The following is a 13,322-nucleotide window of genomic DNA, read 5'->3' on the forward strand; positions in this document are numbered from 1 at the left end:
TGTCATTAACAGTTTACAAAGCAAAAGGGCAGCGCCAACCGGCCCTGCCCTTTTCAGTTATCAGGCCTCGGGTTCCTGATCCGGTACCACCACGCCTTCGCGCGGCTCATCCGGGTTCGGCGCTGGCAGATTCATCAGCTTCGCCAGGATGCTCGCCAGTTTCAGGCGCATTTCCGGGCGGCGGACAATCATGTCAATCGCGCCTTTCTCAATGAGGAACTCACTGCGCTGGAAGCCCGGCGGCAGTTTTTCACGTACGGTTTGCTCGATAACGCGAGGGCCGGCAAAGCCGATCAGCGCTTTTGGCTCAGCAATGTTCAGATCGCCCAGCATCGCAAAGCTTGCGGAGACGCCACCCATGGTTGGGTCGGTCAGTACAGAGATGTACGGCAGACCGCGTTCCTGCATTTTCGCCAGCGCAGCAGAGGTTTTCGCCATCTGCATCAATGACATCAGCGCTTCCTGCATACGCGCACCGCCAGAGGCAGAGAAGCAGATCAGCGGACAGTTGTCTTCCAGCGCTTGCTCAACAGCACGCACAAAGCGCGCCCCCACCACGGAGCCCATTGAGCCACCCATGAAGGAGAACTCAAACGCGGCGGCCACCACTGGCATCTCGTGCAGGGTGCCTTTCATCACGACCAGTGCGTCTTTCTCGCCGGTCTCTTTCTGTGCAGAGGCCAGACGGTCTTTGTATTTTTTGGAATCACGGAACTTGAGCACATCTTTTGGCTCAAGTTCGCTACCCAGTTCTACCAGAGAACCTTCGTCCAGCAGGCTGTGCAGGCGATTACGCGCCGTCATGCGCATGTGGTGGTCACACTTCGGACACACCTCAAGATTGCGCTCCAGTTCTGCGCGATACAGAACCTGACCACAGCTATCACACTTCGTCCATACCCCTTCAGGAATGCTCGCTTTACGCGTTGGGGTAATGTTGCTTTTAATTCGTTCAATCCAGCTCATTGATAACCTTTCTGCCTGAACCTGGTCGTATGCCAGTTTTGCTGTAAGAGGCGAATAATGCCATTTTTGCCTCCAACAGACCATGAATGTTGCACATTAAAACATAACAGCCCGAAACTTTGGATAAAAAAGTGGTCGAACCGCCTGCGTGCATTTACTTCGCTTGCTTTGCCGCCGCGCGCTTGTGGCGAATAATTTCGATAACACCCGGTAAAACGGAAAGCACAATAATCGCTACAATCAGTAACTTAAGGTTTTCCTGAACCACAGGGAGATCGCCAAACAGGTAGCCTGCATAGGTAAAGAGCAGCACCCACAGCAGCGCGCCAACTACGTTGTATGCCGCAAAATGACGATAGGACATGTGCCCCATTCCCGCCACAAACGGTGCAAATGTACGCACAATAGGCACAAAACGCGCAAGGATAATGGTTTTCCCACCGTGGCGCTCATAAAACGCATGGGTTTTATCTAAATAGCTACGACGGAAAATTTTTGAGTCCGGATTGCTGAATAAGCGCTCACCGAAGACCCGTCCAATGGTGTAGTTGACCGCGTCACCGACAATTGCGGCGATCACCATCAGCACCACCATTATGTGCACATTCAAATCGTTGGTGGGCAGCGCGGATAACGCCCCCGCGACGAACAGCAGCGAATCCCCCGGCAGGAACGGCGTGACTACCAGACCGGTTTCACAGAACAGAATGAGGAACAGAATGGCATACACCCAGACGCCATACTGCGCGACCAGCTCCGCCAGGTGAACATCAATATGCAGAATGAAATCAATCAGAAAACGTATTACGTCCATATTGTCTAAGCCTTAATTGCACCTTTGTTTAGTCCGCCAGGAACAGCGGGCCCATTGGCGGTTTTGGCAGGTCAAACCGGTCCGGATAGTCCACCGAGACCAGATACAGCCCTTCCGCTTTCGCCGTTGCTGCCGCAAGCGTTCTGTCCTTCGCTGCCAGCAGTTCTGCAATCCAGCTCTCCGGCTGGTGTCCGGCGCCCACTTCCATCAGGCTGCCCACAATATTCCGCACCATATGATGTACAAAGGCATTGGCTTTGATATCCACCACCACATACGCGCCAAAACGGCTGACGTTTATGTGCATGACATTACGCCACGGCGTGCGGGACTGACACTGCACCGCACGAAACGAGGTAAAGTCATTTTCACCAATCAGACACTGCGCCGCACGGTGCATACGTTCTGCATCCAGCGGCTCGTAAAAATGCGTCACGCCCTGGCTTAATACCGCCGGACGAAGACGCTGATTGTAGATGACATAGCGGTAACGGCGCGCAGTGGCGCTGAATCGCGCATGAAAATCATCCGGCACAGCTTTCACCCAGCGCACCGCAATGTCACCAGGTAAATTCGCATTTACACCCAACGTCCAGGCAGCGTCCTTGCGCACGGCGGTGGTTTCAAAGTGAACCACCTGCCCCGTTCCGTGGACACCGGCGTCAGTGCGCCCTGCACACAGGACGTTAATCGGTTCGTTCGCCACCTGAGAGAGCGCTTTCTCCAGTTTTTCCTGGACACTGCGCACCTCATTTTGACGCTGCCAGCCATAATATTTACTGCCGTCGTACTCGATACCGAGGGCGACTTTATGAACCGGCTTTTGTTCCAGGTCTGACATCAGTACAGATACTCCTGCACCAGTTTTTCAGCGATCTTGACCGCCATCAGCGCGCCGCCGAAGCGCACGTTATCGGCAACGGACCAGAACTGAACCTGCTCCGGCATACCGTAGTCATTCCGCACGCAGCCCACCGAGAGGTGCGCGCTGCCGGTGGCATCGCCAACCTGCGTCGGGAATTCACTCTCTTCGGAGAGCACAATGTCTTCACCACGGCCGAATGCATCACGCGCTTCTTCTGCGGCCAGCGGACGCAGGGCTTCGAAACCTACCATCTGCGCATGACCGTAAAAGACCGGCGACTGCACGACGTTTGCGGAGATCATCAGCCCCTCGTCCTGCAGAATTTTGCGCGCTTCGTCGACGATACGGCGCTCTTCGCGCACGGAGCCTTCACGATCCGGCAGCAGCGGCAGCATATTGAATGCCAGCTGACGGCCGAAGAAATCGTCTTCATCAATCGGGATGCCGTTCAGGAGCTTCGCACTCTGTCCTGCCAGCGCGTCGACGGCCTTTTTGCCGTGCGCAGAAGCGGAAAGCAGGCTGGTCACGGTGATACGCGACAGACCGCCATCGTCGATTAAAGGTTTAAGAGCGGTCAGCAGCTGGCTGGTCAGGCTATTGGGAACCGCAATGATATTGCGGTTACGGTAGTCGGCCAGCACAAACGGGTTCACGTCCGGCACCACCAGCGGGACATCCGGCTCCATTGAGAACAGGCCGCTCAGGTCGATCACCAGACAGCCAGAATTCGTCGCCTCTTCAATGTACGACGCGGTGGCTTCAGCACCTGCCGCAAAAAACGCCAGCTGCGCCTGCGTCCAGTCGAATTCGGTGGCATCCTGAACCATGACGGATTTGCCGCCAAAACGCAGATGCTCACCGGCGCTGTCGGTGCGGGCCAGTGCATAGATATCACCCACCGGGAACTGACGCTCAGCAAGGGTTTCGAGCAGGGCTTCACCCACGGCACCCGTGGCACCTAAAATGGCAATGTTCCAGCCTTCAGACATGGTGGTTTACTCCAGAAATAAAAAAGCGTCCCTGTCGGAGTATCCAACAGGGAGCGTTAAGAAGACATTAATGCGCCGGGTGATGAACGGCGTTAAAACCCAGTTTGTGTAGCAGTGTTGCCGCCGCCGCGTCATCGCATATCACATACAGAGAAGACCATTCACGACGCTCAACGTAATTCTTGCGCAGCTTGTCAAACTCACCCGGGATCCCCGCCACTTTACGCAGCAGCGCATCATCGCGGCGCACATCATACACCAAATGTACCAGCCTTTTCAGCGTTGCCTGATCGAGCGGGCCATGGAGGGTAATACGGCCAAATTCAGGCGCGGGGAGTAAGGTGTCCAGCGCCACCTGCTGCGGATGACCAATAAAGGCGCTATAGGCCTCAAAGACCTGGGTGGTGCCGCGGGCCTTTCCTTCAAGCGTATAACCCGCGATATGCGCGGTCGCAACATCGACCTTGTTCAGCAGCGCAACGTTGAGATCGGGCTCCGGCTCCCAGACGTCCAGCACCACGCTGAGCTCCTGCCCCTCTTCCAGACATTTCAGCAGCGCGGCGTTATCGACGACCGGGCCACGGCAGGCATTTATCAGAATAGTGCCAGCCTTCAGACGGCGGATCAGCGCCTCATCAGCAAGATGAAGCGTCTTATAAGCCCCCTCTTTGAAGAGGGGCGTATGGAAGGTGATCACGTCGCACGCTTCAACCAGCTCATCCAGGGTGCGGAAGTCACCTTCATCACCGTTGTCTTTACGCGGCGGGTCACACAGCAGGGTGCGAATGCCTAACGCCTCAAGGCGTTTTTGCAGGCGTCCCCCCACGTTGCCCACCCCGACAATGCCTACGGTGCGGTCTTTCAGCGCAAACCCGTCGCGCTCTGCCAGCATCAGCAGGGAAGAGAAAACGTATTCCACTACCGCAATGGCGTTACAGCCAGGCGCGGCGGAAAAACCGATCCCCGCCTGCTTAAGCCATTTGTCATCCACATGATCCGTCCCGGCCGTTGCGGTTCCAACGAATTTAATCGCTTTACCGGAGAGCAACGCCTCATTTACTTTGGTCACCGAGCGCACCATCAGGGCATCTGCATCATCCAGCTCGTTTACCGGAATGGGGCGACCAGGGACAGCCTTAACATTACCAAGGCGGCTAAACAGCTCGCGGGCGTAAGGCATATTTTCATCAACGAGGATTTTCACGTCTGAGTACCTGTTTGAGAGGAAGAAAACCTGCCAAGTGTGCCATAATCTGGCCGCCAGGCATATACGCATGCCGGGTTTACGCTGAGTTTAGACTTTAAGGATTTTTGACGATGCAGCCTATTTCAGGTACGCCACCACGCCCTCCGGGTGAAGGCCCTGTCACGCCAAACGTTGCAGGTGAACAACCGCTATCCACGCAACAGCGCACCGTGCTGGAGCGCCTGATCACGCGCCTGATCGCGCTGACTTCCCAGCAAAATGCGGAAGTCTGGGCCGGGGTAAAGCATGATTTAGGTGTCAAAAACGATGCACCGTTGCAGTCGCGCCACTTCCCTGCGGCCGAGCAAAATCTGAATCAGCGTATTACCGCCGCGCAGCAAAATCACACCACCCGGCAGATTGTTTCACAGCTCACCGAGCTGTTAGGCCAGGGCAATAACCGTCAGGCGGTCAGTGATTTCATTCGCCAGCAGTTTGGCCAGACCGCCCTGAGCCAGCTGACGCCAGAACAATTGAAAACCGTGCTGACGCTATTGCAAACCAATCAGCTGGCCATCCCGCAACCGCAACAGCGTCCGTCAACCGAGCGTCCACTTCTGCCTGCTGAACACAATACGCTGAACCAGATGGTGACCAAACTGGCCGCCGCCACCGGCGAGTCAACGAAGCTTATCTGGCAATCGATGCTGGAGCTTTCCGGCGTGAAAGCGGGTGAGCTGATCCCGGCCAAACAGTTTACGCATCTGGTCACCTGGCTACAGGCCCGCCAGACGCTGAGTACCCAGAGTACCCCGACCCTGCATACGCTACAGGCGGCACTAAAACAGCCGCTGGAGCCGCATGAATTTGAGGTGATTCGGGATTACGCCCAGCAGACCTGGCAGGCCACGCCGCAAACGGTACTGACCACCGCGCAGGTGCAGGATTTGCTGAATCAGATCTTTATCCGCCGCGCCGAGCGCGAAGGCGGCGTGCCGGAAGTCAGGGATATTCAGCCGATATACAGCCCGCTGTTTGCGCCGGTCGTGGAGACCTTCAGAACGCTATCTGCCCGTCCGGGGCTGTTGTTTGTTGCCCTGATGATTGCGCTGGCGATTTTCTGGCTGGTTGCCTGATGTTTTGCCCGGTGGCGCTGCGCTTACCGGGCCTATGACGACTCGAACCGTAAGCCGGGGAAGGCGCAGCGGCCACCCGGCAACAACGGCTCAAGACCGGCGAAACGCCACCAGCGTCACCACAATCCCCACCACCGCGGAAACGGCTCCCGCCAGGAAGACGGAGGGATAGCCAAACGACGTGGCCAGGAGCCCCGCCAGCGGTCCGGTGACACCGTATGAGATGTCCTGAAACGCCGCATAACCGCCCAGCGCCGTACCGCGCACCTGTGGCGCGACGCGTTTTACCACCTCAACCCCCAGCGCCGGGAAGATCAGTGAACAGCCGCAGCCGGTCAGCGCCGCGCCAAGAAGCGCAACAGAGGCCACGGGCGCATTCCACAATAGCAGCAGGCCGATGGTTTCAATGACCAGTGACACCACCGCCACCTTCACGCCACCAAAGCGATCCGGCATCCAGCCGAACAGCACGCGCATCAGAACAAACGCGCCACCAAAGGCGGTTAGCGTAAAGCCCGCCATTGCCCAGCCGCGGCTCATAAAGTACAGCGAAACAAATGTCCCAATCACCGCGAACCCCACGCCCTGTAGCGCGAGTCCCAGACCCGGCTGCCAGATTTGACCTATCACGCTCCACAGGGAAGGACGTTCACCTTTATGGGCCGGGACTTTGCGAACCGAGCCGTTAAATGCCCATGCCAGCAGCGGTAACAGCATGGTGGTGGCCGCCAGCGCGGCAAAACCGAACTGGCTGTGGATCAACAGCCCCAGCGGCGCACCTGCCGCGAGTGCGCCGTAGATGGCCATGCCGTTCCAGGACATCACTTTGCCCGAGCGCGCGGGGCCTACCAGCCCCATTCCCCAGGTCAGGGTGCCGGTCAGCAGTTGGCTTTCACCAAAGCCGAGAATCAAACGTCCCAGCACCAGCAGGGCAAATTTATACGCCGCGTCTACCGGCAGAAGCGCAGCCAGCAGCCATGCGCCGCCCGCCAGCCCGCAGGCAAACATGCCCTGCAGCGCCGAACGTTTGGCACCGTGCTGGTCCGCCAGACGTCCGGCGTAGCCGCGGGTTAAAACCGTCGCTAAAAACTGGATACCCACGGCGATGCCGACCATGGTGTTGCCATAGCCCAGCTCCTGGTGTACGAACAACGGGATCACCGGCAGCGGCAGGCCAACGGTCATATAGGTCAGGAACACCGCAAAGGCGATACGAAACAGCGAGACGTTCGCTGACGGGAGGGTTTCTGTTTGAGTGACTGCAGTCATGCTTTACTCCGAAATGAAGAGTAAGGCGGGGAAAATGCCACGCCCCCTCCACCTGAATATCAGGATTAAGGTGCGTTGGTTGACGTTAAACGCTTACGCATTATCGTGAGGATAATGTTGAGGTGTGAAGTTTGCCTGTGCGATCAGCCGCTTGTCAATGCATAAAAAAAGGGAGCCTGATGGCTCCCCTTTCTAATCAGACATAAAACTTATGCTTTCAGCTTGCGCATCACCAGCGTGGCGTTAGTCCCACCGAAACCGAAGCTGTTGGACATGACGGTCGTCAGTGTCGCTTCCGTTGGTTTGGTCACGATGTTCAGACCCGCCGCCTGCTCGTCCATCTCTTCGATGTTGATGCTTGGCGCGATAAAGCCGTTTTCCAGCATCAGCAGAGAGTAGATCGCTTCCTGCACGCCAGCCGCACCCAGAGAGTGACCAGTCATGGCTTTGGTTGCAGAGATTGCCGGGCTGTTGTCACCGAAGACTTCACGGATCGCACCCAATTCTTTCACATCGCCTACCGGCGTAGAAGTACCGTGGGAGTTCAGGTAGTCGATTGGGGTATCAACGCCGTGCATCGCCATCTTCATGCAGCGCACCGCGCCTTCACCGGATGGAGCAACCATGTCAGCGCCGTCAGACGTTGCACCGTAGCCCACGATCTCAGCGTAGATGTGCGCGCCACGTGCCAGAGCGTGTTCCAGCTCTTCAACCACAACCATACCGCCGCCGCCTGCGATAACGAAACCGTCACGGTGCGCATCATAGGTACGGGATGCTTTATCCGGGGTTTCATTGTATTTGGTAGACAGGGCACCCATCGCGTCGAATTCACAGGCCATTTCCCAGCCCAGCTCTTCGCCGCCGCCAGCAAATACGATGTCCTGTTTACCCAGTTGGATCTGCTCAACAGCATTACCGATGCAGTGTGCGGAAGTGGCACATGCAGAGCTGATGGAGTAGTTCACACCGTGAATTTTAAATGGGGTAGCCAGGCACGCGGAAACCGCAGAACCCATGGCTTTGGTCACCACGTACGGACCTACTGCTTTCAGACCACGCGGGCTGCGCATGGCGTCAGCACCGAATACCTGCGCTTTGGACGAACCACCGGAACCGGCAATCAGACCCACACGCGGGTTGTTCTGGTAAACCTCTTCGCTCAGGCCGGAATCTTTGATCGCTTCCTGCATGGAGAGATAAGCATAAATAGAGGCATCGTTCATGAAACGAACCACTTTGCGGTCAATCAAACCGGTGGTGTCCAGTTTGACGTTACCCCATACGTGGCTACGCATACCTGAATCTTTAAACTCTTCAGAGAAAGTGATCCCGGAGCGTCCTTCACGCAGAGATGCCAGGACTTCCTGCTGGTTATTACCGATGCTGGAAACAATGCCCAGGCCAGTAATCACTGCACGTTTCATTCAATACCTCTGTAAGTCGCACTATAGTAAGTTTCGAGTCGCACAATAGCGTACACTTGTACGCCGAACAAGTCCGATCAGACATTTTCTGCGGAAATTTGCACCGATGGACTCACATCGTTAAGATCGTGCCACTGCCTGTCAGACGAGTAACTTACGTGAAACAAAACGCTATACAACCCGCCAACCTCGAATTCAACGCTGAGGGTACACCTGTTTCCCGAGATTTTGATGACGTCTATTTTTCTAATGATAACGGACTGGAAGAAACCCGCTATGTTTTCCTCGACGGAAATCAGCTCAGCGCACGCTTCCCCGTTCATTCGCGCAGTCTGTTTGTGGTCGCAGAGAGCGGATTCGGTACCGGGCTGAATTTTCTGACCCTCTGGCAGGCTTTCGACCAGTTTCACGCTGCCCATCCTGAGGCTACGCTACAAAGATTACATTTCATCAGTTTCGAAAAATTTCCGCTCACCGCGCACGATCTGCGGCAGGCACATCAGCACTGGCCGGAGCTTGCCTCGTGGGCAGAACAGCTTCAGGCACAGTGGCCGCCCGCCATCGGCGGTTGCCATCGTCTGCTGCTGGACGGTGGACGCGTCACGCTGGACTTATGGCTCGGTGATATCAATGAGCTGACCGATAAGCTTGATGATTCAATGAATCAGAAGGTGGACGCGTGGTTCCTTGACGGGTTTGCGCCAGCTAAAAACCCGGACATGTGGAACCAGCATCTGTTTAGCGCCATGGCTCGCCTGGCGCGACCTGGCGCAACGCTCGCGACTTTTACCTCCGCCGGTTTTGTTCGCCGTGGGTTGCAGGAAGCGGGCTTTACGATGCGAAAGACCAAAGGGTTTGGCCGCAAGCGCGACATGCTGGTCGGGACGATGGAACAGACGCTGGCGCTCCCCGCCCGTGCGCCCTGGTTTGCACGCCGCGCCAGCGCATCCCGCGAGGTGGCGATCGTTGGCGGAGGGATCGCCAGCGCCCTGCTCTCTCTCGCGCTGCTGCACCGGGGCTGGCAGGTGACCCTCTACTGTGCTGACGCTGCGCCAGCCAGCGGGGCTTCCGGCAACCGTCAGGGAGCACTCTATCCGCTTTTAAGCGCACACGACCCGGCGCTGTTCCAGTTTTTCCCGGCCGCCTTTACCTTCGCCCGTCGCGTATACGACGCCCTTCCGGTGGCGTTCGACCATGACTGGTGCGGCGTAACGCAGCTCGGCTGGGATGAGAAGAGTCAGCAAAAAATCACGCAGATGCTGTCGCTGGGCCTGCCGGAAGAGATTGCCCGCACGGTAAGTGCGCAAGCGGTGACAGACACCACCGGCGTTGAGACGGGCTGCGGCGGTATTCAGTATCCCCTCGGCGGCTGGCTGTGCCCCGCCGAACTGACCACTGCGGCAATGACACTGGCGCAGTCACGCGGTCTGACGGTGCATTATGCTCATAAGGTTGCATCGCTTAGCCGGACAGCCCACTGGACCCTGCGCTTTGCCGATGACAAAGAGGCCACGCATGCCAGCGTTGTGCTGGCAAACGGACATCACATCAACCAGTTTATCCAGACAGAAACCTTGCCCGTTTATCCGGTCGGCGGCCAGGTAAGCCATATCCCGACCGCGCCCGCACTGAGCAAACTGCGCCAGGTGCTGTGCTATGACGGCTACCTGACGCCGCAAAATCCGTCTAATGCTCATCACTGCATCGGAGCCAGCTACCATCGCGGTGAAACGGACATGCATTACCGCGAGGAGGATCAGCAGCAAAACCGCCAGCGCCTGATTGACTGCTTCCCGGATGCGGCGTGGGCGAGAGAGGTTGACGTCAGCGAGGGAGAAGCGCGCTGCGGCGTGCGCTGTGCGACTCGCGATCATCTGCCGATGGCGGGAAATGTACCGGACTATGAGGCAACGCTTGAAGCGTATCAGGATCTGGCTGAGCACAAGGAAACGGCGGTGGCCGCACCGGTGCATCCGGAGCTGTTTATGCTGGGCGGGCTGGGCTCGCGCGGGTTGTGTTCTGCGCCGCTGCTGGCGGAAGTGTTAGCCGCGCACATGAGCGATGAGCCCATTCCGCTGGACAGAACTACGCTCGCAGGGCTGAACCCGAATCGATTGTGGGTGCGGAAATTACTGAAGGGGAAGCAGGTTAAGTAGGGTGCCCTACCCTCTCCCACCGGGAGAGGGAGGTGAAACGCTTACTTCGCTTTCGCCTGCTGGAACAGGTTGTCCCACATGCCCAGCACCAGAGACTGGTCGCGGGGAGAAAGTTCGCCGGCCTGAATGGCTTTTTCCAGGCTACGGGTCACTTCATCATGAATGGCCTCGGCAGAGTGATCGTCCCCGGCTTCCAGCTCGGCAACGGCCAGCGTCAGGTGACCACGCAGATAACCGCTGGCGAACAGCTCATCATCACTGGCGTGTTCCACCATGTCATCAATTAACGCCAGAATGCGTGATTCAAATTCTGCGATCATCTTCTTTCCTCTGTTAAAGATCTTCCGGCCACGGGAAGCATTCCGCCGTGATCTCCGGCGTATGGTAATAATTCTGTAAAGCCTTGATCAGGCGTGCCGGGCGTTCCGGGATGCCTTTCTCAAGATACTCCATCACCTGCGCATGCACGCGGCGCTGGAAGACAATGCGGTCTGGCTCAAAATCCCCTTCGAGGTTGTCACAGCTGACGTTGAACGGGAATCCTGCCGCCACGCAGAACAGCCACTCCAGCGCCTGCGGTTTGACTTCCACATCTTCAAACTGACCCTGCGTCGCCGCGTCACGTCCGTCCGGACAGTACCAGTAACCAAAGTCCACCAGCTCGCGACGCGCTTTTCCCGCAATACACCAGTGTGAAATCTCATGCAGACCACTGGCGTAGAAACCGTGCGCAAACACGATGCGGTTATACGGAACCTCTGCATCAGCAGGAAGATAGATCGGTTCGTCGTCGCCTTTAATCAGACGGGTATTAAAATCGTCAGCAAAACAGCCGTCAAAGATCTCAATCAGCTGTTCATAGTGATGCGTCCTGTTCATGCGTTCATCCCCAACCAGGTGAGGATCTCCTGTCCATGGCTGTCATAAAGAAGCTTGGCGCTCATCACCGCCGAAACGATGACGATCATCGGGCGAATCAGCTTCTGTCCTTTGCTTAATACCAGACGCGAACCCGCGCGTGCGCCTAAAAACTGCCCCGCCATCATAACAAACCCGGTTGCCCAGATAACCTTGCCGCCAATGATAAACAGCAGCAGGCCGCCGACGTTCGAGGTGGCATTCAGCACTTTAGCGTGGGCGGTCGATTTGGCGAGGTTAAATCCGGCCAGCGTGACAAACGCCAGGGCATAGAACGACCCGGCGCCAGGGCCAAAGAAGCCATCGTAAAACCCGACGCAGCCGCCTGCGATAAGCGCGAACGGCAGACCATGCAGCCGACGCTGCCTGTCCTCTTCACCGAGCTTTGGCATCAGCAGAAAGTAGAGACCAATACAGATGACCAGCACCGGCAGGATCTGACGCAGGATGTCAGACTGCACGTGCTGAACCAACAGCGCACCGGAGGTCGAACCGATGAAGGTCATCAGAATATTGAGCTTCTGATCGGCAAGATTGACCACCTTACGGCGGATAAAATAGAGCGATGCGGAAAGGGATCCGCCACAGGCCTGAAGTTTATTAGTGGCAAGCGCCTGGGCCGGGCTCATGCCCGCCGCCAGCAGCGCCGGGACGGTTAACAACCCGCCACCGCCCGCAAGGGCATCGATAAAACCGGCCAGCATCGCAACAAAGAACAGCACCACCAGCAGCAGCGGTGACACCATAAACAGATCGACGAAATTATCCATTAAAGTACATGCTCATCCAGTAGCGCCTGGCAGGAAGGCGGCAACGGAGGCGGTGTCTTCTTCTCAGGCTTAGAGGTTCCAGGTTTTGCCGGTTCAAACCAGCTTTGCAGTTCCGCACCACAGCCATCGCCTGGCGGCGGTAACGGCTGATCTTCGCATTCCAGACTGTTCGCCGGGCAACGCAGACGCACGTGCATATGGGCACGATGCTGGAACCACGGTCGCACTTTGCGCAGCCAGTCACGATCGGTCCCTTCATCCAGGCAGAGCTGCTGTTTGATGGCCGGGTTAACGAAGATCCGCGTGACGTCGTTATCTTTGGCTGCCAGCTTAATCAGGCTGAAGACATCCGGCGTCCACAGCGACGGCACAACGCTTTTGCCGTCGCGCGCCACCAGATCCAGCGCCTGCGGCTTCAGCAATTGTGCAGAACTCCAGCGCGCTTTGGGCAACTGCAGGAAGATATCCACATCCAGCCCGGTCTGGTGGCTGGCATGCCCACCGTTGAAACGCCCGCCAGCAGGCATTCCCATATCGCCAATCAGCATCGTACCCAGCCCCAGGTTATGCACCTGGTTGCCCAGACGCTGGATAAACAGCACCAGATCCGGGTGGCCGAAGTAGCGACGCTGGTCGGTACGCATCACCTGATAGGTATCCGACTGCAGAGGCAGTTCCTGCGCGCCAACGATACAGCCGTTGGAAAACGCACCAATCGACTGCGCGCTTCCCGCCACCGGGTGGGTGATTTTTTGCCACGGCGTGGCGGCCAGACTGGCTCCACTGGCAAGCAGCGCCAGCAGAGCAATTGCGGTTTTTTTCATAG

13 protein-coding genes are annotated in these 13,322 nt (G+C 57.2%); 2 read left to right on the forward strand and 11 right to left on the reverse strand.

Going from position 1 to position 13,322, the window contains the following annotated elements; all coding sequences use genetic code 11:
• Positions 1-60 precede the first annotated feature (60 nt).
• The 5 genes from accD to pdxB all read right to left on the reverse strand — a co-directional run bounded on the left by accD (position 61) and on the right by pdxB (position 4,838).
• Positions 61-966, reverse strand: a complete 906-nt coding sequence (gene accD, locus EKN38_RS01340; RefSeq protein ID WP_013098138.1) for an acetyl-CoA carboxylase, carboxyltransferase subunit beta — start codon at positions 964-966, stop codon at positions 61-63.
• 154 nt (positions 967-1,120) lie between these two features.
• On the reverse strand, positions 1,121-1,780 hold the full coding sequence (locus EKN38_RS01345) for a DedA family protein (RefSeq protein ID WP_014832789.1): 660 nt from the start codon (positions 1,778-1,780) through the stop codon (positions 1,121-1,123).
• A 28-nt stretch (positions 1,781-1,808) separates the two neighbouring features.
• Positions 1,809-2,621 (reverse strand): tRNA pseudouridine(38-40) synthase TruA, encoded by an 813-nt coding sequence (gene truA, locus EKN38_RS01350; protein ID WP_014832790.1) that lies wholly within the window; start codon positions 2,619-2,621, stop codon positions 1,809-1,811.
• Complete coding sequence (locus EKN38_RS01355) at positions 2,621-3,634, reverse strand: aspartate-semialdehyde dehydrogenase (RefSeq protein ID WP_014832791.1); 1,014 nt, start codon at positions 3,632-3,634, stop codon at positions 2,621-2,623. The genes truA and EKN38_RS01355 overlap by 1 nt, the downstream gene beginning before the upstream one ends.
• Before the next feature lie 67 nt (positions 3,635-3,701).
• The gene (gene pdxB / locus EKN38_RS01360; protein ID WP_014832792.1) at positions 3,702-4,838 is read right to left on the reverse strand and encodes a 4-phosphoerythronate dehydrogenase PdxB; all 1,137 of its coding nucleotides are present in this window, start codon (positions 4,836-4,838) and stop codon (positions 3,702-3,704) included.
• A gap of 113 nt (positions 4,839-4,951) precedes the next feature.
• Here pdxB and flk point away from each other — a divergent pair, with 113 nt between their 5' ends.
• On the forward strand, positions 4,952-5,956 hold the full coding sequence (gene flk / locus EKN38_RS01365; RefSeq protein WP_014832793.1) for a flagella biosynthesis regulator Flk: 1,005 nt from the start codon (positions 4,952-4,954) through the stop codon (positions 5,954-5,956).
• A gap of 90 nt (positions 5,957-6,046) precedes the next feature.
• Here the strand turns inward: flk and EKN38_RS01370 are convergent, their stop codons facing one another.
• On the reverse strand, positions 6,047-7,225 hold the full coding sequence (locus EKN38_RS01370; RefSeq protein WP_014832794.1) for an MFS transporter: 1,179 nt from the start codon (positions 7,223-7,225) through the stop codon (positions 6,047-6,049).
• Positions 7,226-7,434: 209 nt separating this feature from the next.
• A complete protein-coding gene (gene fabB, locus EKN38_RS01375; protein ID WP_014832795.1) occupies positions 7,435-8,652 on the reverse strand; it encodes a beta-ketoacyl-ACP synthase I in 1,218 nt (405 codons plus the stop codon).
• A 158-nt stretch (positions 8,653-8,810) separates the two neighbouring features.
• Here fabB and mnmC point away from each other — a divergent pair, with 158 nt between their 5' ends.
• On the forward strand, positions 8,811-10,808 hold the full coding sequence (mnmC, locus tag EKN38_RS01380) for a bifunctional tRNA (5-methylaminomethyl-2-thiouridine)(34)-methyltransferase MnmD/FAD-dependent 5-carboxymethylaminomethyl-2-thiouridine(34) oxidoreductase MnmC (RefSeq protein ID WP_014832796.1): 1,998 nt from the start codon (positions 8,811-8,813) through the stop codon (positions 10,806-10,808).
• 41 nt (positions 10,809-10,849) lie between these two features.
• Here mnmC and EKN38_RS01385 read toward each other — a convergent pair whose 3' ends face one another.
• From EKN38_RS01385 to mepA, 4 genes are read right to left on the reverse strand one after another with little or no spacing between them, the layout of a single operon-like run.
• Positions 10,850-11,128 carry a YfcL family protein gene (locus EKN38_RS01385; protein WP_014832797.1) on the reverse strand — a complete coding sequence of 93 codons (279 nt, stop codon included), beginning with the start codon at positions 11,126-11,128 and terminating at the stop codon, positions 10,850-10,852.
• A gap of 13 nt (positions 11,129-11,141) precedes the next feature.
• On the reverse strand, positions 11,142-11,687 hold the full coding sequence (locus tag EKN38_RS01390; protein ID WP_014832798.1) for an elongation factor P hydroxylase: 546 nt from the start codon (positions 11,685-11,687) through the stop codon (positions 11,142-11,144).
• A complete protein-coding gene (locus EKN38_RS01395) occupies positions 11,684-12,496 on the reverse strand; it encodes a sulfite exporter TauE/SafE family protein (protein WP_013098149.1) in 813 nt (270 codons plus the stop codon). Before EKN38_RS01395 ends, EKN38_RS01390 begins: the two co-directional genes overlap by 4 nt.
• Positions 12,496-13,320 (reverse strand): penicillin-insensitive murein endopeptidase, encoded by an 825-nt coding sequence (mepA, locus tag EKN38_RS01400; protein ID WP_046888263.1) that lies wholly within the window; start codon positions 13,318-13,320, stop codon positions 12,496-12,498. The genes EKN38_RS01395 and mepA overlap by 1 nt, the downstream gene beginning before the upstream one ends.
• Positions 13,321-13,322: the final 2 nt, after the last annotated feature.

Source organism: Enterobacter sp. WCHEn045836, from assembly GCF_003965585.1.
Classification (GTDB): Bacteria; Pseudomonadota; Gammaproteobacteria; order Enterobacterales; family Enterobacteriaceae; genus Enterobacter; species Enterobacter dissolvens.